At 65.7% G+C, this 19,953-nt stretch carries 18 protein-coding genes; 9 read left to right on the forward strand and 9 right to left on the reverse strand.

The window, feature by feature from the left end; genetic code table 11:
* The first annotated feature begins 99 nt into the window (after nt 1-99).
* Both HAP47_RS37690 and HAP47_RS37695 read left to right on the forward strand, forming a co-directional pair.
* Nucleotides 100-1,377 (forward strand): HlyD family secretion protein, encoded by a 1,278-nt coding sequence (locus HAP47_RS37690; protein WP_441299937.1) that lies wholly within the window; start codon nt 100-102, stop codon nt 1,375-1,377.
* The gene (locus HAP47_RS37695; RefSeq protein WP_173640434.1) at nt 1,377-2,981 is read left to right on the forward strand and encodes a DHA2 family efflux MFS transporter permease subunit; all 1,605 of its coding nucleotides are present in this window, start codon (nt 1,377-1,379) and stop codon (nt 2,979-2,981) included. The genes HAP47_RS37690 and HAP47_RS37695 overlap by 1 nt, the downstream gene beginning before the upstream one ends.
* Before the next feature lie 79 nt (nt 2,982-3,060).
* On the opposite strand, the gene HAP47_RS37700 is transcribed toward HAP47_RS37695, so the two are convergent.
* Nucleotides 3,061-3,960 carry a LysR family transcriptional regulator gene (locus HAP47_RS37700; protein ID WP_173640433.1) on the reverse strand — a complete coding sequence of 300 codons (900 nt, stop codon included), beginning with the start codon at nt 3,958-3,960 and terminating at the stop codon, nt 3,061-3,063.
* An 80-nt stretch (nt 3,961-4,040) separates the two neighbouring features.
* On the opposite strand from HAP47_RS37700, the gene HAP47_RS37705 reads away from it, so the two are divergent.
* The 4 genes from HAP47_RS37705 to HAP47_RS37720 are packed head-to-tail and all read left to right on the forward strand — an operon-like array spanning nt 4,041 to nt 9,626.
* Complete coding sequence (locus HAP47_RS37705; RefSeq protein ID WP_231168651.1) at nt 4,041-4,637, forward strand: hypothetical protein; 597 nt, start codon at nt 4,041-4,043, stop codon at nt 4,635-4,637.
* Nucleotides 4,634-5,833 (forward strand): efflux RND transporter periplasmic adaptor subunit, encoded by a 1,200-nt coding sequence (locus HAP47_RS37710; protein WP_173640432.1) that lies wholly within the window; start codon nt 4,634-4,636, stop codon nt 5,831-5,833. The genes HAP47_RS37705 and HAP47_RS37710 overlap by 4 nt, the downstream gene beginning before the upstream one ends.
* Complete coding sequence (locus HAP47_RS37715; protein WP_173640431.1) at nt 5,830-8,949, forward strand: efflux RND transporter permease subunit; 3,120 nt, start codon at nt 5,830-5,832, stop codon at nt 8,947-8,949. Before HAP47_RS37710 ends, HAP47_RS37715 begins: the two co-directional genes overlap by 4 nt.
* A gap of 20 nt (nt 8,950-8,969) precedes the next feature.
* The gene (locus HAP47_RS37720; RefSeq protein WP_173640430.1) at nt 8,970-9,626 is read left to right on the forward strand and encodes a hypothetical protein; all 657 of its coding nucleotides are present in this window, start codon (nt 8,970-8,972) and stop codon (nt 9,624-9,626) included.
* 95 nt (nt 9,627-9,721) lie between these two features.
* Here HAP47_RS37720 and HAP47_RS37725 read toward each other — a convergent pair whose 3' ends face one another.
* The 8 genes from HAP47_RS37725 to coxB form a co-directional block, all read right to left on the reverse strand.
* Nucleotides 9,722-10,543, reverse strand: a complete 822-nt coding sequence (locus HAP47_RS37725) for an SURF1 family protein (RefSeq protein ID WP_231168652.1) — start codon at nt 10,541-10,543, stop codon at nt 9,722-9,724.
* Nucleotides 10,540-10,926, reverse strand: a complete 387-nt coding sequence (locus tag HAP47_RS37730) for a DUF983 domain-containing protein (protein ID WP_092119130.1) — start codon at nt 10,924-10,926, stop codon at nt 10,540-10,542. The genes HAP47_RS37725 and HAP47_RS37730 overlap by 4 nt, the downstream gene beginning before the upstream one ends.
* Nucleotides 10,927-10,988: 62 nt before the next feature.
* A complete protein-coding gene (locus HAP47_RS37735) occupies nt 10,989-11,885 on the reverse strand; it encodes a cytochrome c oxidase subunit 3 (protein ID WP_092119134.1) in 897 nt (298 codons plus the stop codon).
* A 55-nt stretch (nt 11,886-11,940) separates the two neighbouring features.
* Nucleotides 11,941-12,579, reverse strand: a complete 639-nt coding sequence (locus HAP47_RS37740; protein WP_173640757.1) for a cytochrome c oxidase assembly protein — start codon at nt 12,577-12,579, stop codon at nt 11,941-11,943.
* 5 nt (nt 12,580-12,584) lie between these two features.
* Nucleotides 12,585-12,749 carry a CoxF protein gene (locus tag HAP47_RS37745; RefSeq protein WP_173640429.1) on the reverse strand — a complete coding sequence of 55 codons (165 nt, stop codon included), beginning with the start codon at nt 12,747-12,749 and terminating at the stop codon, nt 12,585-12,587.
* Nucleotides 12,750-12,787: 38 nt separating this feature from the next.
* Nucleotides 12,788-13,726 carry a heme o synthase gene (locus HAP47_RS37750; RefSeq protein WP_173640428.1) on the reverse strand — a complete coding sequence of 313 codons (939 nt, stop codon included), beginning with the start codon at nt 13,724-13,726 and terminating at the stop codon, nt 12,788-12,790.
* Nucleotides 13,727-13,788: 62 nt separating this feature from the next.
* Nucleotides 13,789-15,405 carry a cytochrome c oxidase subunit I gene (gene ctaD, locus HAP47_RS37755; RefSeq protein ID WP_173640427.1) on the reverse strand — a complete coding sequence of 539 codons (1,617 nt, stop codon included), beginning with the start codon at nt 15,403-15,405 and terminating at the stop codon, nt 13,789-13,791.
* A 111-nt stretch (nt 15,406-15,516) separates the two neighbouring features.
* Nucleotides 15,517-16,356, reverse strand: a complete 840-nt coding sequence (gene coxB, locus HAP47_RS37760) for a cytochrome c oxidase subunit II (RefSeq protein WP_173640426.1) — start codon at nt 16,354-16,356, stop codon at nt 15,517-15,519.
* Between the two features lie 486 nt (nt 16,357-16,842).
* On the opposite strand from coxB, the gene HAP47_RS37765 reads away from it, so the two are divergent.
* The 3 genes from HAP47_RS37765 to lepB all read left to right on the forward strand — a co-directional run bounded on the left by HAP47_RS37765 (nt 16,843) and on the right by lepB (nt 19,947).
* A complete protein-coding gene (locus tag HAP47_RS37765) occupies nt 16,843-17,370 on the forward strand; it encodes an invasion associated locus B family protein (protein WP_173640425.1) in 528 nt (175 codons plus the stop codon).
* 382 nt (nt 17,371-17,752) lie between these two features.
* Nucleotides 17,753-19,177, forward strand: a complete 1,425-nt coding sequence (gene tldD, locus HAP47_RS37770) for a metalloprotease TldD (protein WP_173640424.1) — start codon at nt 17,753-17,755, stop codon at nt 19,175-19,177.
* Nucleotides 19,177-19,947: a signal peptidase I gene (gene lepB, locus HAP47_RS37775; RefSeq protein WP_173640423.1), complete on the forward strand. Its 771-nt coding sequence runs from the start codon at nt 19,177-19,179 to the stop codon at nt 19,945-19,947. Before tldD ends, lepB begins: the two co-directional genes overlap by 1 nt.
* Nucleotides 19,948-19,953: the final 6 nt, after the last annotated feature.

Below are 19,953 nucleotides of genomic sequence, written 5' to 3' on the forward strand. Positions count from 1 at the left end.
GCTGCGCTGCCGCGAGACTATTTGCCACATAGAACGGAACGGTACCGTTCCCTTTTGCGAAGGCCTTGCAGACCTCGCCTGACAGCAGGAGCAGCCATCATGTTCGAAGACACGGTTTTGGAGCGCGACCAAGGAGGGCACGAGAGCATCGAGGGTTCGCCCTCGGCGCCGGCCGGACACGAGCCCAACGTCACGTCCGAGCGGCCGGAGGTGACCGCGCGAGCTCCGGCGCAGGAGCGCCCCACAAGCAAGGAGCCCGCCCCGCCCGAAACAGTCCCGCCAGAAGTCGCCCCTCAGAGGCGCGGCTTCCTGCGCCGCCGTCCGGTCGTCTCCGCGATCGGCGCCGTGCTGCTCGCCGCCACGCTCGGCGGCGGCTATCTCTACATGGATTACGCCGGGCATTTCGAATCCACCGACGACGCCTTCATCGCGGCGCGGCAGTTCGCACTCGCGCCAAAAGTCTCCGGCTACATCACCGCGGTTCCGGTCACCGACAACCAGCACATCGCCGCCGGCGACGTGATCGCGCGCATCGACGACCGCGACTATCGCGTCGTGCTGGCGCAGGCCGAGGCGCAGGTCGCGGCCGCGCAGGCCAGCATCCAGAATGTCGATGCGCAGCTCGACGTGCAGCAGGCGCAGATATCAGCCAACCAGGCCCAAGTCGACCAGGCCCAGGCGGCGCTGACCTTCGCCCAGCAGCAGGCGACGCGCTACCAGCATCTGGAGCAGACCGGCTACGGCACGGTGCAGAATTCCGAGCAGTACACATCGCAACTGCATCAGCAGCAGGCGTCTCTGTTGAGCGCGCAGGCGACGCTCAACCTGGCGCAGCGCCAGGTGGAATCGCTGAAGGCGCAGCGCAAGAGCGCGGTCGCCAACCTTGCCCAGGCCGAGGCGCAGCGCGACCAAGCAGAGCTCAATCTCTCCTATACGACGGTGACCGCCGCGCAGCCGGGCCGCGTCGTCAACCTGTCGGCGGCGGTCGGCCAGTTCGCGCAGGCCGGCACCAACCTCACGATGTTCGTACCCGACCAGACCTGGGTTACCGCGAACTTCAAGGAGATCCAACTCGACCAGATGCGTCCGGGCGAGAAGGTGACACTGAAGATCGACGCCTATCCCGGCCGCACGATCAAGGGCCATGTCGAAAGCGTGCAGCCCGGATCGGGCACCGCGTTCTCGCTGCTGCCGGCGCAGAACGCCACCGGCAACTACGTCAAGATCGTGCAGCGCGTGCCGGTCAAGATCGTGATGGACAACCCGCCGACCGACGTCGCGCTCGGCCCGGGCATGTCTGTCGTCCCGAGCGTGCGGATCAATCCGGCGCCGTCACTGCTCGAACGTCTTAAGAAGTTGAATTTTGGGAGGCTGTAATGAGCGCGGCCGCAATCGACGCCAAAGGCATCCCGGCTCCGAGCGTCACCGTCAATCCCTGGCTGATCGCCATCGTGGTTGCGCTCGCGAGCTTCATGGAGGTGCTCGACACCACCATCGCGAACGTCGCGCTGCCCTATATCGCGGGCGGCATGGGCGTGAGCGAGGACGAGGCGTCCTGGGTGGTCACGACCTACCTGGTGTCCAACGCCATCATCCTGACCGCCTCCGGCTTTCTCGCAAGAATGCTGGGCCGCAAGACCTTCTTCCTGATCTGCCTCGGCATCTTCACGGTGAGTTCGGTGCTGTGCGGCTTCGCGCCCAATCTGAACGCACTGCTGCTGTTCCGCATCCTGCAGGGCCTCGGCGGCGGCGGCATGGTGCCGGTGGCGCAGTCGATCCTCGCCGACGCCTTCCCGCCGGCCAAGCGCGGCCAGGCGTTTGCGGTGTTCGGCATCGCCGTGGTGGTGGCGCCGGTGGTCGGGCCGACGCTCGGCGGCTGGCTGTCCGACAATCTGTCCTGGCACTGGTGCTTCCTGATCAACGCCCCGGTCGGCGTGTTCGCGATCGCGCTGATCGCAGCGGTGCTGCAGGAGCCCGCGAAGGCCAAGGGAGCGCAGAAGGCCGCGCAGTCGCAGAACAACTCCTTCGATTTCATCGGCTTCGCGCTGGTTGCGACCTTCCTCGGCGCGCTCGAGGTGACGCTCGACCGCGGCCTCGAGGACGACTGGTTCTCTTCGCTCTTCATCGTCACCTTTGCGGCGATCAGCGCCATGGCGTTCGTGCTGATGATCCCGTGGGAGATGACCCGCCGTAATCCGATGATCGACCTCAGAATGGTCGCGACCCGGCAGTTCGGCGCCTGCTTCCTGGTGATGCTGGCGACCGGCGCCATCCTGCTCGCGACCACCCAGTTCCTGCCGCAGCTGGTGCAGCAGGATTTCGGCTACACCGCGACCTGGGCCGGCCTCGTGCTCTCGCCCGGCGGCGTGGTCACCATGGTGATGATGTTCGTGGTCGGCCGGCTAGCCGCCAAGGTGCAGCCGAAATATTTGATCGTCGCCGGCGCACTGGTGATCGCCGCCTCGATGTACAGCATGACCAACGTGTACGGCGATCTCGGCTTCTGGTTCATGGCGCGCTCGCGCATGCTGATCGGCGTCGGTCTGCCCTTGATCTTCGTGCCGATCATGGCAGCGTCCTATGACGGCATTCCGCCTGACAAGACCGACCAGGCCTCCGCGCTGATCAACGCGGCGCGCAACACCGGCGGCTCGATCGGCGTTTCGATCGTCTCCAACGTGCTGACGCATCGCCAGCAATTCCATCAGAGCCGGCTGGTCGAGCAGGTGACGCCGTCGAGCCCGCAATATCAGGACACGCTGCACCATGTCACCGATTTCTTCGTCGCCCAGGGCAACTCGCTGGCGCAGGCGCACAGCCAGGCGATCCAGTGGATCGGGCAGCAGGTGCAGACCCAGGCCTCGTTCCTGTCCTATATGGACGCGTTCTGGGTCCTGATGCTGATCTCGCTCTCGGCGATCCCGCTGGCGCTGACCTTGCGCAAGGTCAAGCTCGGCGGCCCCGCCCCCGTCGGTCATTGACGAGTGCAGAGGCCAACTGCGATACGCCCGCGCCAAAGATCGGCGCGGGCGCACTGATTCGGGATCCTCTCGGCGCAATTCAAATGCCGCGCGTGGCGGCAACGATCGTGTCCCGCAGCCAGCGGTGCGCCGGCAGATCGTCGAAGCGGCGGTGCCAGCTCATGACGCTCTGCAACTTCGATGCATCGAACGGCAGCTCCCGCATCTCGATCGGATAGGCGCGGCGGAATTCGAGCGCGAGCTTGCGCCCGAGGATCGCAACCATGTTCGATTGCACCAGGACCGCGCCGGCGGACAGATACGGCACATCGGAAGCAATGATGCGGCTCGCCTTGCGTGCCCGCAGCCAGGCGTCGATGAAATCCAGATCTTCGCCGCTGGAGGTGATCGCAAGGTGCGGCAGCTCGACCAGCGTCTCGCCGGTCAGCTTCTTGCGCAACGCCGGATGACCGGCCCTCAGCACCGCGACGAAGCGGTCCTCGATCAACCGGCAGGAGGCGAAGCGCTCGCCCTCCAGCGCGCGCGCGGAAATCGCGAGATCGAGTTCGCCGCGGTCGAGCCTGTCGGCGAGATTGAGCGTCCCGCTCGGCACCAGCGTCAGCCGCACCTTGGGTGCCTGCGCGCGCACCGCGGCGATGATCGAGCCGGTCGCGACCACCGCGGCATAATTGTTGACGGCAATGGTGAAGCGCCGTTCCGCCTGCGCCGGATCGAAACGATCTCCCTCGACCGCGAGTTGCAGTTCGCTGAGCGCCTTGCGGACCGGCAGCGCGAGCGCTTCCGCCCGCGGCGTCGGCAGCATGCCGGACGGCGTGCGGACGAACAGCTGGTCTTTCAGCGCATGACGCAGCCGGTTCAACGCGTGGCTCACGGCGGGCTGGCTGATGGCAAGCGCGCCGGCCGCGCGCACCACGCTGCGCTCACGCATGACGGCGTCGAACACCAGCAGCAGATTGAGATCGAGATTGCGCATCCGCATGCCTTCATCATGCATGATATGAATTGATGGATAAAGACAATTCATTTGAATAATATCGGGCCAAAGCCCAGCTTCCGGGCATGTCCGAAAGCCCGCACAGCGCAATCGCAACCCGGCCCCGTCGCGCCACCACGGGCGTCCTGGTCGGCGTCCTGGTCGCCCCCGATGCCGCGTCCATCGCCGTGCCCGAAACCTTCGCGCGCTGGCGCCGCCTTACGCCGCTTGCAACGTGGCTGCCGATCGAGCTCCGCGAAGCGAGCTATGCCGGCATCCTGAGCGGCGTCGCCGCAGCGCTCGATCGCGTCGGCATGATCCCGCGGCAGCTGATCCTGCTCGGCGAGGGATCGGTCGCGCGGCGCATGCTCGAACTGGCGCTGCGGGGCGAGTTGCCCTGCGGCGGCATTGTCGCGATCGACGGCGCCTCCGACGCACTGCCGTTTCACATCGTGCTGACGGTGACCGCGATCCGGCTCGTCGTTCATCGCAACGACGATGCGCCGCAAGGCAGCCTGATCGGCGCGTTGCGCGCCGCCGATCTCGACGCACGCATCATCTACCTCGATTTGACCGCCGGCCGCGGAACGGAAGCGGCCGCAGCGAGCGCAACTGAAACCTTCGTCCTGGAGCTGGTCGCAACGATCGGCCGCCGGACAACCGATGGAGCTGGTGATCCATGATATCGAAAGTCTTCAAGATCGCGTGCGCGGGTCTGGTGGCCGCCGCCGCAATCGGCGCCGGCGCTTATGTCGCGCATCGGCCGGACGGCGCAACGGACCATGCACCGGCAGCGACGCAGTCCGCCGCGGCCACATCCGTCGTTCCGGTGACGGCGGCGAAGGTCCTGCAGCATGATGTGCCGATCGTGCTCGAAGGACTGGGCACGGTGACGCCGATCAATACGGCCACCATACGCACCCAGGTGCAGGGCACGCTCGACAGCGTCGATTTCGTCGAGGGCAAGCAAGTGAAGCGCGGCGACGTGCTCGCCAGGATCGACCCGCGGGTCTACGAGGCCCAGGTCGATCAGGCCGAGGCCGCGCTGGCGCGCGACGAGGCGAGCCTGAAGAACGCCAGGACCAATCTGGCGCGAACGCAGCCGCTCGCCAATCGCGGCTTTGCGACCCAGCAACTGCTCGACACCCAGGATTCGCAGGTCACGCAGGGCGAAGGCACGGTCGCGTTCGACAAGGCGGCGCTGGAAGCCGCGCAGACCCAGCTGAGCTTCGCCACGATCACCGCGCCGTTCGACGGCGTCACCGGCATCCGCCGCATCGATCCCGGCAACATCGTGCACCCGACCGACACCAACGGGCTCGTGGTCCTCACCCAGCTGCAGCCGATCGCGGTGATCTTCACGCTGCCGTCCGGCGAGATCCCGGGCGTGCGGCAGGCGCTGGCGTCCGGAGACGCCTCGGTCGACGTCTATGATGCACAGAACAAGCGCAAGCTCGACCACGGCAGCCTGATGCTGATCAACAACCAGGTCGACAGCACGACCGGCACGGTGCAGCTGAAGGCGTCCTTTCCCAATGCCGGCAACACGCTGTGGCCCGGCACCTTCGTCAACGTCCATCTGACGATCGCGGTTCGTCACGACGCGCTCACCGTGCCGCTGACGGCGGTGCGCCAGGGACCGGACGGCAGCTTCGCCTATGTGGTCGGCTCGAACAACGTCGTCAGCATCCGCAATGTCACCACCGGCCAATCGCGCGACGGACAGGTCCTGATCGAGCAGGGCCTCGCCGCGAACGAGACCGTCGTCACCGCAGGTCAGTACCGGCTCAATCCGGGGACGACGGTCGAGATCGTGCCCGATGACAAGAAAGACCGGGTCCAGGACGCAACCACCGCAAGCGCAGGCATGCTGCCATGAACATCTCCGCAGGTTTTATCCGCAAGCCCGTCGCCACCGCCTTTCTGGCCATCGCCATCGTGCTGGTCGGCATGATCGCCTTCGTGCGGCTGCCGGTCTCGGCGCTGCCGACGGTGGACACCCCGACCATCCAGGTCACCGCGCAATTGCCAGGCGCTGATCCGCAGACCATGGCCTCCTCGGTCGCGACACCGCTGGAGCGGCAATTCGGGCAGATCGCCGGCCTCACCGGCATGAGCTCGAGCAGCGGGCTCGGCAACACCCAGATCACGCTGCAGTTCGCACTGAACCGCAGCGTCGATGCGGCCGCGCAGGACGTGCAGACCGCGATCGATGCGGCATCGGGGCAATTGCCGAAGACCATGCCGTCGCCGCCGACCTTCCACAAGGTCAACCCGGCCGACGTGCCGGTGTTGCTGATCGCGCTGATGTCGGACACCGAGCCGCTGACCAAGGTCGACGACTATGCCGACAGCATTCTGGCGCAGAAATTGTCGCAGGTGCCGGGCGTTTCGCTCGTCACCATCGGCGGCATGCAAAAGCCCTCGATCCGGGTGCAGGTCAATCCGGCCAAGCTCGCCGCCGCCGGGCTCGATCTCGAGCAATTGCGCACCACGCTCGGCAACATCACCGTGAACCAGCCCAAGGGCGTGCTTTACGGCAGTCAGCAGGCCTACACGCTCGCCACCAACGACCAGGTGCTGGTCGCGAGCAAGTATGACGATCTGATCATCGCCTATCGCAACGGCGCACCGGTCCGCCTGCGCGATATCGGGCATGCCGTGGTGGCGGCCGAGGACATCACGCTGCATGGCTGGTACAACGACAAGCCCGCGATCATCCTCGCGATCCAGCGTCAGCCCGGCGCCAACGTGATCAGCACGGTGGACGGCATCAAGAAGCTGCTGCCGCAGCTGGTGGCAAGCCTGCCGTCCGACATCAAGGTCCAGATCGCCTCCGACCGCACCCAGACCATCCGCGCCAGCGTCGCCGACGTTCAGCTCACTTTGGTGCTGACCATTGCGCTGGTGGTCGGCGTGATCTTCCTGTTCCTGCGCAATCTGTGGGCGACCATCATTCCCGCGGTCTCGGTTCCGATCTCGCTGATCGGCACCTTCGGCGTGATGTATCTGCTCAACTACAGCCTCGACAATTTGTCGCTGATGGGCCTGTCGATCGCGGTCGGCTTCGTCGTCGACGATGCCATCGTGATGATCGAGAACATCTCTCGGCATATCGAGGAAGGTCTCTCCCCGATGCAGGCCGCGCTGAAGGGCGCCGGCGAGATCGGCTTCACCATCATCTCGATCTCGGTCTCGCTGATCGCGGTGTTCATTCCGCTGCTGCTGATGGGTGGCGTGATCGGCCGCATGTTCCAGGAATTCGCCGTCACGGTGTGCGTTGCCATCGCGGTGTCGGTGATCGTCTCGGTGACCCTGACGCCGATGATGTGCGCCTATCTGCTGTCACCGCACCAGGGCGCCAATGCCGGAGCGGTGTCGCGCGCCCTGGAACGCGGCTTTGTTGCGATCCAGGCGGCCTACGAGGCGGTGCTTGCCAGAGCGTTGCGCTACAAGGCGACGACCCTGTCGGTCATGCTGGCGAGCGTCGTCCTGACCGGCCTGCTGTTCGTGGGCATCCCCAAGGGCTTCTTTCCTCAACAAGACACCGGCATGATCACCGGCATCACGGAGGCGTCGGCGGACATCTCGCCGGCGCAGATGGCGACGCTGCAACGCAGCGTCATCGACGTCGTCGCCAAGAACCCCTCGGTCGCCAATGCGACCGGCTATATCGGACCGGGCGGCCCGACCGTGACCGAGAACAACGGCCGCCTGTTCGTGCTGTTGAAGCCGCGAAACGAGCGCAATGCTTCCGCCGATCAGGTGATCCGGCAGCTCGACACCGCGCTGCAGAAGATCAAGGGGATGTCGGTGTTCATGCAGGCGACGCAGGACATCAATCTCGCCAGCCGGCTGTCCAAGACGCAGTACCAGTACACCCTCACCGACGTTAACCAGGACGAGCTCAATCTGTGGGCCGGCAAGCTGTATCAGAAGCTGAAGACGTTGCCGGAACTGGCCGACGTCGCCACCGACCAGGCCAACGCCGCGCGTCAGCTCAAGCTGCAGATCGACCGCGACGCGGCCTCCCGCCTCGGCATCGATCCGGCCGCGGTGGACAACACGCTCTATGACTCATTCGGCCAGCGTCACGTCGCCCAGCTGTTCACGACACTCAACACCTACTACGTGATCCTCGAGGTCGATCCGTCGTTCCAGCTCGGCCCCTATGCGCTCAACCGCATCTACGTCCGCTCGTCCGCGGGCACGATGGTGCCCTTGAGCCAGATCGCGAGCATCGACTACGGCACCGCGCCGCTCGCCGTGAACCACCAGAGCCAGTTTCCGTCGGTCACGCTGAGCTTCAACCTGGCGCCGGGCACGGCAGTGGGGACTGCGGTCGCGGCGGTCCAGAAGGCGACCGCCGACCTGCACGTGCCCTCGACCGTGATCACCAGCTTCCAGGGCAATGCGCAGGCGTTCCAGGCCGCGCTCGCGTCGACGCCGACCCTGATCCTCGCCGCGGTGGTCGCGGTCTATCTGATCCTCGGCATGCTCTATGAGAGCACGATCCATCCGATCACGATCCTCTCGACTCTGCCGTCCGCCGGGCTCGGCGCGCTGCTCGCGCTGTGGGCCTTCGGCTTCGGGCTCGACGTGATCGGGCTGGTCGGCATCATCCTGCTGATCGGCATCGTGCAGAAGAACGGCATCATGCTGATCGATTTCGCGCTGGAGGCCGAACGCCACCAGCATCTCCCTGCCGAGCAGTCGGTCTATATGGCCTGCAAGGCGCGCTTCCGCCCGATCCTGATGACGACGATGTGCGCGATGCTCGGCGGCGTTCCGCTGATGATCGGCACCGGCACCGGATCGGAGCTGCGCCAGCCGCTCGGCTTTGCCATCGTCGGCGGCCTGATCGTCTCGCAGCTGATGACGCTGTTCACGACGCCTGTCGTGTACATCTATCTCGATGGCTTGACCCAATGGATCAACCGAATGCGCCGCGGCCGTTCGGGTGAGCCCGCGGCACATCCGACATTGTCGACCTGAACGCTGCCGGGGAGACGCGCATGGACATGCGTCATATCGAGATGCGATGGACGAGCGGAGTGCGCGAGGCCGCGTTTCGCTTCTGGGCGGTCAGGACCTTTGCCGCAGTGCTGGGCGAAATCGGAGGCCATGCGGTCGCGGGCAAGGGCAGCCACGTCCTGGCCGCGGCCGGCGTGGTATCGATCGGGGTCCTGTATGGGCGCGATCGTGCCGGTCGGATCGCCTTCTGGCCGGTGCAGGTCGGCGTCCTGGTCCTCAGCGCGGCATTGGCCCATATGGCGGACCGGTCGCTCGGGATCGGCGATCTTGTCGCCTCCGTTCAGCTGGCGGCGCTGTTCGCGCTGGCCCTGATCGTCTGGGCCCGGGTGGCGGGAACAACGGGATTTCTCTGCGTCGGCTCGGTTCGCGACCAGGCTCCGTTCTGGGTCGTCGCGATGCTGGCGCAAGCATTCGCCAGCTCGTTGGCCGACTGGGTGGTGGACCCCGGCCAGACCGGTTCGTCCATTGTGTTGCTGGCCGTCGCAATCGGCCTGCCGGCGGTCGCCGCTGCCGCATGGGCGCGGATCGCGCGTCCCGCGCTGTTCTGGACCGCGTTCGTGCTGACCGGAATTCTCGGCGCGCTATGGGGCGACATGCTGATCCGCTTGATCGGAGCCGGCCAGGCGCTCTCCACCTGACGCGCGATAAGATCGGGTCGAAGCCTCATCGCGCTTGTGCTTCGCGATAGCTGGGCAGCCCCGCGCGGCGCGCCGCAGCAGTCACCGAGTCTCTCTCAGGTCGCCCGGCGGCGTTGGCCGCGCCACCACAGGCCGAAGGCGATCGTGACCGCGGCAGCGAGCGAGAACCAGGTGATGGCGTACTGCATGTGGTCGTCCTTGAGCCGCACCTTGAGCGGTCCGGGTTTCGGCGTGCCGCTGTCGGGCACCGGCGCCTCGAGGTCGATATAGAACGGCGCGACCTGTCCCCAGCCGAGCGCCTGCGCCATCGCGCGATGATCGCGCACGAACCACAGCCGCTTCGCAGAATCTTCCTTCGGCGTCAGCCGGCCCGGCGGCTCGGGAAAGCGGATGTAGCCGGTCAGCTCAACCGGCGCGCCGGTGACGAGGCGGCCGGCGACGCGATCCTCGAAGGCACGGTCCTGCATCGTGTTCTGGACAAAGCCGGTGTTGATCACGACGGTCTCGCCGCTGGCGAGCTTGGCCGGCAGGAACGCCCAGGTGCCGGGTCCCGCGACATCGTGGCGCACCGCCGAGCCGGAGCTGAAGACCATCGCGTCCGGCTGTTTGGCGTAGGTTGCGGTCAGCGTGACGCGGCGGAATTCATCCTTGGCCGAGGTCACCGCAGGCCACGCCGATGGCGGCGGTAGCGCCTCGGTCGGGGCGGCCAGGCGCTCGTCGAGCGCGGCAATCAGCGCATGCTTCTCGACCCTGCGCTGCAACTGCCAAACGCCGAGGGCGATGAACACCGCGATCAGGATCAGCGTGAAAATGCCGAAGCCGGCCGCGCTCGGCCGCTGAGAGCCTTTTGAGGCGTTTCCTCCGCGCGAACCGGTGCCCACTTCGCTGGAAAACGCCTTGTTCGTCGCATCATTCATTGCGGGTCGCGCTCGATCAATTGGCCTTCGGCGGCCTTGTGGTGGAATTGCAGCGCGATCAGAAGCGCCTTCATCGAACGCAGCGGCAAGATCGTGGTGACCACGATCAACGGCAGCCACAGCGCGGCGTGGACCCAGAACGGCGGCTGGTATTTCACCTCGACGATCAGCGCCGCCGCGACCACGATGGCACCGGCCAGCATGATGACGAAGATCGCCGGCCCGTCACCGGCATCGATGAAGGCGAAGTCGAGGCCGCAAGCCTGGCAGCGCGGCGCCAGCGTCAGGAAGCCGGAATAGAGCTTGCCCTTGCCGCAGCGCGGGCAGCGGCAGGCGATGCCGCGCAGCGCGCTTTCGGTCACAGTGGGCGGGGTATCCGTCATCGGTTCTCTTCAAAAGCAAAGGGGCGGCCATCAGGCCGCCCCTTCTTAGCACGTCAGCGAGGTTAGTGTGCGCCGTGCGCCATCGACTCGGCGCCGTGACCCCAGACGTAGATGCAGATGAACAGGAACAGCCAGACCACGTCGACGAAGTGCCAGTACCAGGCGGCGAACTCGAAGCCGAGGTGCTGCTTCGGCGTGAAGTGGCCGGCATAGGCGCGGATCAGGCAGACCAAGAGGAAGATGGTGCCGACCAGCACGTGGAACCCGTGGAACCCGGTCGCCATGAAGAAGGTCGAGCCGTAGACGTTGCCGCCGAACGAGAACGTCGCATGGGCGTACTCATACGCCTGTACGCAGGTGAAGCAGGCACCGAGGATCACCGTGAGGATCAGGCCCTGCTTGAGGCCCTGGCGGTCGTTCTCCAGCAGCGCATGGTGCGCCCAGGTGACGGTCGTGCCCGAGGTCAGGAGCAGCAGCGTGTTGAGCAGCGGCAGATGCCAGGGATCGAAGGTCTCGATGCCATGCGGCGGCCAGGTGCCGGGAACCGAGCAGGCGCCCATCGCCGTGCCGGCGCCGCAGCCGAACACCGCATCGCGGGTGGCGTGCACCGCATCGGCCGGGAACAGCGCCGAATTGAAGAACGCCCAGAACCAGGCGACGAAGAACATCACTTCGGAGGCGATGAACAGGATCATGCCGTAGCGGTGGCTGATCTGCACCACGCGGGTGTGGTCGCCCTTGTACTGGGCTTCCTTGATCACGTCGCCCCACCAGCTCGCCATGGTGTAGAGCACGCCGATGGTGCCGACGCCGAACACGATCGGCGCGGCGGAGAACATGTGGTGCATCCAGCCGATCGCACCGAGCGCCATGATGAAGGCCGAGACCGAGCCGACCACCGGCCACGGGCTCGGGTCGACGAGATGATAGTCGTGATGCTTGACTTGCGCCTCAGCCATTGCCGTCTCTCCATTCGCGTGCCGCAAGGCACGTCTTAATCTTGAAATTCCAGAACTAGCCGCCCTTGCGCTGCTCCGCCTCGCCCGCAGCCACGGGCTTCGGCGCGACTTCGCGCACGGGGAAGAAGGTGTAGGACAAAGTGATGTTCTTCAGCGTGTCGTTCTCGCTGTCCTTGGCCAGCGCAGGATCGACATAGAACACCACGGCCATCTCGCGCTTTTCGCCCGGCGCCATGGTCTGTTCGGTGAAGCAGAAGCAGTTGATCTTCTGGAAATAGGCGCCGACCGTCAGCGGCGCGACGTTGTAGGCGGCTTGTCCCGTCGTGGTGCGCGCCGACTGGTTGGTCACGGTGTAATAGACCGTGACGACCTGACCGATCTTGACGTCGATCGTGTTCTGCTCGGCCTCGAACTTCCAGGGCAGGCCCGGCGCGACGTTGGAATCGAAGCTGACCGAAATGGTGCGCGCGAGCGGCGCATCCGTCGGCACCGAGGTCGCGACCTGGGTGGTGCCGTTGAAGCCGGTGGTGCGGCAGAACCAGTTGTAGAATGGCACGGCCGCGTAGGACGCGCCAACCATCAGCACCACGACGAAGCCGCAGATCGACGCGACCACGGCGTCGCGCGTCAGCATGCGGCGCGTGACCTTGGCGCCCCCGCCTTGCGGAGCCTGCGGTGCGCCCTGGTTTGCCATCTCACTCACAGCGGCCGCACCAGCACGGCCGGCCCCTTGACCAAGGTGACGGCGAAGAACAGCACGACCATGACGCCGAGCGCGAGCGCAATGGCGATCGAGCGCTGGCGGCGGCTCTTGAGCTGCGCCGCGGTGAGGACGATTCCTTCTGGTTCGCGTTTCTCGTCCATTGGTATCCCATGCGCCCCCATCTTGCCCCCCGGCGTCCCTACCCGATGAAGACAGGCAGGATCGCGCGGACGACCACCTCGGCGAGGAGGACGGCAAACAGCGCGAATAGATAGAGGATCGAGAAGGCGAATAGCCGGCGCGTGGCGCGGTTGGCGGCAGTGCCCTCACGGCGGCGATAGACCTCGACGGCGAGCCACAGCATGCCGGCACCCAGCGCCAGCGAGGTGACGCCGTAGATCGCGTCGAAATAGCCGAGCGGCCACGGTGCCAGCGCGATTGCGACCAGCACGATGGTGTAGAGCAGGATCTGCAGCCGGGTCGCGTCGGGACCGGCGACCACCGGCAGCATTGGGATGCCGGCGCGCGCATAGTCGTCGCTGCGGAACAGCGCCAGCGCCCAGAAGTGCGGCGGGGTCCAGAAGAAGATGATCAGGAACAGCAGGATCGGCTCGACCGAGAGCGAGCCGGTCGCGGCCGCCCATGCCACCACCGGCGGCAGCGCGCCGGCGGCGCCGCCGATCACGATGTTCTGCGCGGTCCAGCGCTTCAGCAACATCGTGTAGATCACAGCATAGAAGAAGATGGTGAAGGCAAGCAGCGCGCCCGCCACCCAGTTGACCAGGATGCCGAGCGTCATCACCGAGAAGAAGGCGAGCGTCAGGCCGAAGGCGGCCGCCTCGGCCTGGGTGATGCGGCCGCGCGGGATCGGCCGGTTGGCGGTGCGCGACATCAAGGCGTCGACGTCGCTCTCATAGGCCATGTTGAGCGCGCCGGAGGCGCCGGCGCCGACGGCGATGCAGAGGATCGAGGTGAACGCCAGCACCGGATGCACATGCACCGGCGCGATCATCAGCCCGACCAGCGCGGTGAAGATCACCAGCGACATCACGCGCGGCTTCAGCAGCGCGATGTAGTCGCCCACTTCGGCCTCGGAAATCCGGGGCAGCTCGATGGCGTTGTGATCGACAACCGACAAGATCAGGTCTCACTTCTCTCAAATGGCGCGGCGCACCCAGGGTGCGCCGCGTTGTCTTGGACTTACTGCACGCGGGGCAGCACTTCGAACTGGTGGAACGGCGGCGGCGAGGTCAGCGTCCACTCCAGCGTGGTGGCACCGGCCCCCCACGGATTGTTCGCGGCCTGCTCCTTGCGGACGAAGGCATCGATCACGCCGTAGATGAAGATCAAGACGCCGACGCCCGAGATGTAGGAGCCGTACGACGAGATCAGGTTCCAGCCGGCGAACGCATCCGGATAGTCGACGTAGCGGCGCGGCATGCCCGACAGGCCGAGGAAGTGCTGCGGGAAGAACACCAGGTTGACGCCGATGAAGGTGAACCAGAAGTGCGCCTTGGCGATCCGCTCCGAGTACATGTAGCCGAACATCTTCGGGAACCAGTAGTACCAGCCGGCGAAGATGCCGAACACGGCGCCGAGCGACAGCACGTAGTGGAAGTGCGCCACCACGTAATAGGTGTCCTGCAGCACGCGGTCGACGCCGGCATTGGCCAGCACGACGCCGGTGACGCCGCCGACGGTGAACAGGAAGATGAAGCCGATCGCCCAGATCATCGGCGCCTTGAACTCGATCGAGCCGCCCCACATCGTGGCGATCCAGGAGAAGATCTTCACGCCGGTCGGCACCGCGATCACCATCGTGGCGGCGACGAAGTAGGCCTGCGTCGCCGACGACATGCCGACGGTGTACATGTGGTGCGCCCACACCACGAAGCCGATGCCGCCGATCGCCACCATGGCGTAGGCCATGCCGAGATAGCCGAACACGGGCTTGCGCGAGAAGGTGGAGACGATCTGGCTGACCATGCCGAAGGCGGGCAGGATCAGGATGTACACTTCGGGGTGGCCGAAGAACCAGAACAGATGCTGGAACAGCACGGGATCGCCGCCGCCGTCAGCCGCAAAGAAGGTGGTGCCGAAATTGCGGTCGGTCAGCAGCATCGTGATCGCACCGGCGAGCACCGGCAGCGACAACAGCAGCAGGAACACGGTCACCAGGATCGACCACACGAACAGCGGCATCTTGTGCAGGGTCATGCCCGGCGCGCGCATGTTGAAGATCGTGGTGATGAAGTTGATGGCACCGAGGATCGACGACGCACCGGCGAGATGCAGCGACAGGATCGCGAAATCGACTGCCGGACCGGGATGGCCCGAGGTCGAGAGTGGCGCGTACATGGTCCAGCCCGCGCCGACGCCGTTGGCGCCCGGCTCACCCTCGACGAAGGTGGACAGCAGGAGCAGCGCGAACGAGGCCGGCAGCAGCCAGAACGAGATGTTGTTCATGCGCGGGAACGCCATGTCCGGCGCGCCGATCATCAGCGGCACCATCCAGTTGCCGAACCCGCCGATCATCGCCGGCATGACCATGAAGAAGATCATGATCAGACCGTGCGAGGTCACGAACACGTTATAGGTGTGCGTTTCGTGGAATATCTGGACGCCCGGGTACATCAACTCGGCACGGATCGCGATCGACATCGCAGCGCCGATGATGCCCGCGATCACCGCAAAGATAAGGTACATCGTACCGATATCCTTGTGGTTCGTGGAGTAGAGATAGCGCCGCCATCCGGTCGGATGGTGGGCGTGATCATCATGGGCGTGATCGTCGTGTGTCGCTGCGCCTGTCGCCATGTTCAAAATCCTGCCTTGCAGTCCCTCTTGGACCCTGCGGTCCCATCGCCCTTATTCCATCCGCGCCGCAAGCCTTGGGGCCTTAAGCCTTGGGGCCTTAACCCTCGGGGCTTACTGCGCCGCCTGACCAGCCGAGGCGTAGGAATTCGCCGGGTTGGTCGCAAACTTCTTCTTCGCCCCTTCAACCCAGGTCGCGAATTCCTGGTCGCTGACGACCCGCACCGCGATCGGCATGAAGGCGTGGTCCTTGCCGCACAGTTCCGAGCACTGGCCGTAGAACACGCCGGTCTTGGTGGCCTTGAACCAGGTCTCATTGAGGCGGCCGGGGATCGAGTCGATCTTGATGCCGAAGGACGGCACCGCGAAGGAGTGGATCACATCGGCGCCGGTGGTCTGAATCCGCACCACCTTGTTGACCGGAACGACCATCTCGTTGTCGACACCGAGCAGACGAGGCTGCTTGTCCTTGTCGAGCAGCGAATCGAACTCGAACTTGCCGTTATCCGGATAGGCGTAGGACCAGTACCACTGCTTGCCGGTGACCTTCACCGTGAGGTCCGGCTTCGGCACGTCGAGCTCCAGGAACAGGAGGCGGAACGACGGCACCGCGATGCCGACCAGGATCAGGACCGGGATCAGCGTCCAGGCCACCTCGATCAGCGTGTTGTGGGTGGTCCTGGAGGGGACCGGATTGGCCCGGGCGTTGAACTTCACCACCACGATGACGAGCAGCGCCAGCACGAACAGCGTGATCACGGTAATGATCGCGAGCAGCAGATTGTGGAAGGTGATGATTTTCTCCATCACCGGAGTCGCCGCCTCCTGCAGCGTGTGTTCCCACGGCGCCGGCTGCCCCATTTCGGCGAAGGCCGATCCCGCGCCAACCGACGCCGCACCCGCTACCGCCAACCCCAGCAATTGCCTGCCCAACCGGCCAATCGACATATTCATGCCGTTCGCGCTCCCTTGCATTATTCCCCAACGCACCCCCGGCACGTGACCGGAGATACAGCACGATCCGCCCTGACAAATGGCCTTCCGGACATACCCGTCTCTGAGTCAAGGTGGGTACGGGAGCCAGATCGCTAGAACGCGTCGAAATCCAGCCTCTCAAACCATAATTCGCAGGCGCTCGCAATGCAGTAGTACGGCCGAAAGCCATGCGCGTGCGATGAAGCTGCCGCTTGCTAATTTTCCCGCAAAATCAAGCGAAAGTCGCCGAAACGGCGCCGCGCACTGTTGACAGGCGGATTACCGGATGTACGCACAGACGGGATGGCCCGCAGGAACCTGATTCGCTGCGGGCCGCCCCAATCCGGCGCGGGAATGGCTTCAAGATCGCCTTCAAGGCGCCCAATTGCGGTATCAGTCGACTGATGCGTGCTACCGGCGGCCTCGACGGCCGGACCGACCGAACAATCAAAGGATCGACCCCGGATGGGCGCTTCGAAAATTCAGGCAGGACGAAAGGCCGGCTGGCTCGGCGGCCTGCTGATTCTGGCCCTCTGTTTTGGCCTGACCCAGCCGGCGAACGCGCAGGGCGCGGTGCGCTCGGTCCATGGCGACTGGCAGATCCGCTGCGACACCCCGCCCGGCGCCCAGGCCGAGCAATGCGCGCTCATCCAGAGCGTGGTAGCCGAAGACCGCTCCAATGCCGGCCTGACCGTCATCGTGCTGAAGACCGCCGACCAGAAGAGCCGCCTGATGCGCGTGGTCGCCCCGCTCGGTGTGCTCTTGCCCTCCGGCCTCGGCCTGAAGCTCGACAACCAGGACGTCGGCCGCGCCGGCTTCGTCAGATGCCTGCCCAATGGCTGCGTCGCCGAGGTCGTGATGGACGACAAGCTGCTCGGCCAGCTCAAAAACGCCAAGACCGCGACATTCATCATCTTCGAGACCCCGGAAGAGGGCATCGGCTTTCCGCTCAGCCTGAATGGGCTCGCGGAGGGCTATGACAAATTGCCGTAGGCGAATTACAGCGTCCGCCAAGGCGTTCAAACCGGCGTTTGACGAGCCGTGCCGGTGATGGCGACGAGCCGGAAAGCCAGCCGCGGAAGGCGGATCGGCGCGCTGGCTGATGACGACAAGGTGACAATCGCGTGGGGCTGCCGTGATCGACCGCACGGCCGCGGGCACTCCCGGTTTGCCACCCCAAACACTATCTTTGCGGATCGCCGTCCAGGCCTGAACCGGGACCGGCACAGGTTTCCGGGTTGTAAGGTGAGTTTTCCGCTCGTCTCTGCTTCAATCGCCCGAAAGTCCTGCTTCCGGGTTCCGCACTGGCAATCAGCTGCGCTTCAGGCAAGGATGACAAGGAATCGCCAAGCAATCGCATTGCGTCGGAGTGACCATGACCAATCCTGCCACCACCTCCCTGCTCGAGCGCGCCAATCTGGACCGCGATGCCGTCCGCCGCGAGGTGTCCCGCGGACTTGAAGGCGCCGACGACGGCGAGCTGTTCCTGGAGTTCGGGCAGACCGAGGCGCTGGTGTTCGACAATGGCCGGCTGAAGCAGGCGACCTATGACACCTCGCAGGGCTTCGGCCTGCGTGCCGTCAAGGACGATGCGGTCGGCTATGCGCATTCCTCCGACGTCTCGATCCCGGCGCTGATTCGCGCGGCGGACGCGGTGGCGGCGGTGCGCGGCGGCTATGCCGGGACTTTCGCCGCGGCGCCGGCCCACACCAATGTCAGGCTCTATGGCGACGAGAACCCGCTCGATGGACCGGCGTTCGAGGCCAAGGTCAAGCTGCTCGGCGAGATCGATGCCTATGTCAGGGACAAGGACCCACGGGTGCGGCAGGTCTCGGCCAGCCTCACCGCGACCTGGCAGGTGGTGGAGATCCTGCGGCCCGATGGTGAGAGCTATCGCGACATCCGCCCGCTGGTGCGCGTCAACATTTCGGTGGTCGCCGGCCAGGGCGACCGGCAGGAGAGCGGCAGCAAGGGCTATGGCGGCCGCGAGGGCTATGCCCGCTTCATCGAGACCAAGGCCTGGCGCGACGCCGCCGATGGCGCGCTGCGCGAGGCGCTGGTCAATCTCGAATCGGTGCCGGCGCCCGCCGGCGAGATGGATGTCGTGCTCGGCGCCGGCTGGCCCGGCGTGATGTTGCATGAGGCCGTCGGCCACGGGCTCGAGGGCGACTTCAACCGCAAGCAGACCTCCGCTTTCGCCGGCCTGATGGGCCAGCAGGTCGCAGCCAAGGGCGTCACCGTGGTCGATGACGGCACCATGGCATCGCGCCGTGGCTCGCTGTCGATCGACGACGAGGGCACCCCGACCAACCGCACCGTGCTGATCGAGGACGGCGTCCTGGTCGGCTACATGCAGGATCGCCAGAATGCCCGGCTGATGGGCATGAAGCCGACCGGCAACGGCCGCCGGCAGAGCTATGCCCATGTGCCGATGCCGCGCATGACCAACACCTACATGCTGGCGGGCGACCGCGACCCGGCAGAGATCATCGCCTCGGTGAAGAACGGCATGTATGCCGCCAATTTCGGCGGAGGCCAGGTCGACATCACGTCGGGCAAATACGTGTTCCAGTGCACCGAGGCCTACAAGATCGAGAACGGAAAGCTCGGCGCGCCGCTGAAGGGCGCCATGCTGATCGGCAATGGACCGACCGATCTCCACAGGATCACCATGATCGGCAACGATCTTGCTCTGGATACGGGAATCGGCACCTGCGGCAAGAACGGTCAGGGCGTGCCGGTCGGCGTCGGCCAGCCGACGCTGCGGATGGAACGGATTACGGTCGGAGGAACAGGCTAGTGAGCAGCGGAGACGAAGTCGTGGCGGCCAAGCCGACCAGCTGGCGCGGGCAGGCCGTGCAACTGGCCGCGATCGTGGCCGTCGTGTTCCTCGCCAAGGGCGCGATCGCCGAGCCGTTCTACGTGCCGTCGGGCTCGATGGAACCGACGCTGCTGATCGGCGACGCGCTGGTCGCCTCGAAATTTCCCTATGGCTACGGCGCCGCGTCGCTGCCGATCCAGATCACGCTGCCGGAGACCGGCCGGGTGTTCGGCGAGACGCCGAAGCGCGGCGACGTCGTCGTGTTCCGCTGGCCGGGCGACCGCTCGCAAGCCTGGGTCAAGCGCGTGGTCGGGCTGCCCGGCGATCGCATCCAGATGCGGCAGGGCCAGCTCTTCATCAACGATCACCCGGCGGCGCTGAAGCCCGATGGCACCGGCTTTGCCGAAGACGATCGCGGCGGCGGCGAGGACGCCTACCGCTACATCGAGACGCTGCCGAACGGCGTCAGCCACGCGATCTTCAAGATCCGCGACAATGGAAGGCTGGACAACACGGCCGAGGTGACCGTGCCGCCCGGCAACCTGTTCGTGCTCGGTGACAACCGGGACAATTCGGCCGACAGCCGCGTGCCGGTGCGCGACGGCGGCGTCGGCCTGTTGCCGATCGACAATCTGATCGGCCGCGCCGACGCGGTGGTCGGCTCCTGGGACATGGGCATCCGCAGCCAGCCGGTCTGGACCTGGCTCTCCGGCTTCCGCCTCGCACGCTTCTTCACGTCGGTGCAGTGAGCTCGC

It is taken from the genome of Bradyrhizobium sp. 41S5 (assembly GCF_011516665.3).
Lineage (GTDB): Bacteria > Pseudomonadota > Alphaproteobacteria > Rhizobiales > Xanthobacteraceae > Bradyrhizobium > Bradyrhizobium quebecense.

Bases quoted from the DNA above. Each gene is read 5' to 3' on its own strand.
- HAP47_RS37695 (WP_173640434.1), top strand. From the start codon at position 1,377: ATGAGCGCGGCCGCAATCGACGCCAAAGGCATCCCGGCTCCGAGCGTC.
- coxB (WP_173640426.1), bottom strand. From the start codon at position 16,356: ATGAATATGTCGATTGGCCGGTTGGGCAGGCAATTGCTGGGGTTGGCG.
- HAP47_RS37765 (WP_173640425.1), top strand. From the start codon at position 16,843: ATGGGCGCTTCGAAAATTCAGGCAGGACGAAAGGCCGGCTGGCTCGGC.
- ctaD (WP_173640427.1), bottom strand. From the start codon at position 15,405: ATGGCGACAGGCGCAGCGACACACGACGATCACGCCCATGATGATCAC.
- HAP47_RS37700 (WP_173640433.1), bottom strand. From the start codon at position 3,960: ATGCGGATGCGCAATCTCGATCTCAATCTGCTGCTGGTGTTCGACGCC.
- HAP47_RS37730 (WP_092119130.1), bottom strand. From the start codon at position 10,926: ATGACGGATACCCCGCCCACTGTGACCGAAAGCGCGCTGCGCGGCATC.
- HAP47_RS37705 (WP_231168651.1), top strand. From the start codon at position 4,041: ATGTCCGAAAGCCCGCACAGCGCAATCGCAACCCGGCCCCGTCGCGCC.
- HAP47_RS37720 (WP_173640430.1), top strand. From the start codon at position 8,970: ATGGACATGCGTCATATCGAGATGCGATGGACGAGCGGAGTGCGCGAG.
- HAP47_RS37735 (WP_092119134.1), bottom strand. From the start codon at position 11,885: ATGGCTGAGGCGCAAGTCAAGCATCACGACTATCATCTCGTCGACCCG.
- HAP47_RS37710 (WP_173640432.1), top strand. From the start codon at position 4,634: ATGATATCGAAAGTCTTCAAGATCGCGTGCGCGGGTCTGGTGGCCGCC.
- HAP47_RS37725 (WP_231168652.1), bottom strand. From the start codon at position 10,543: ATGAATGATGCGACGAACAAGGCGTTTTCCAGCGAAGTGGGCACCGGT.
- HAP47_RS37715 (WP_173640431.1), top strand. From the start codon at position 5,830: ATGAACATCTCCGCAGGTTTTATCCGCAAGCCCGTCGCCACCGCCTTT.
- HAP47_RS37740 (WP_173640757.1), bottom strand. From the start codon at position 12,579: ATGGCAAACCAGGGCGCACCGCAGGCTCCGCAAGGCGGGGGCGCCAAG.
- HAP47_RS37690 (WP_441299937.1), top strand. From the start codon at position 100: ATGTTCGAAGACACGGTTTTGGAGCGCGACCAAGGAGGGCACGAGAGC.
- HAP47_RS37745 (WP_173640429.1), bottom strand. From the start codon at position 12,749: ATGGACGAGAAACGCGAACCAGAAGGAATCGTCCTCACCGCGGCGCAG.
- tldD (WP_173640424.1), top strand. From the start codon at position 17,753: ATGACCAATCCTGCCACCACCTCCCTGCTCGAGCGCGCCAATCTGGAC.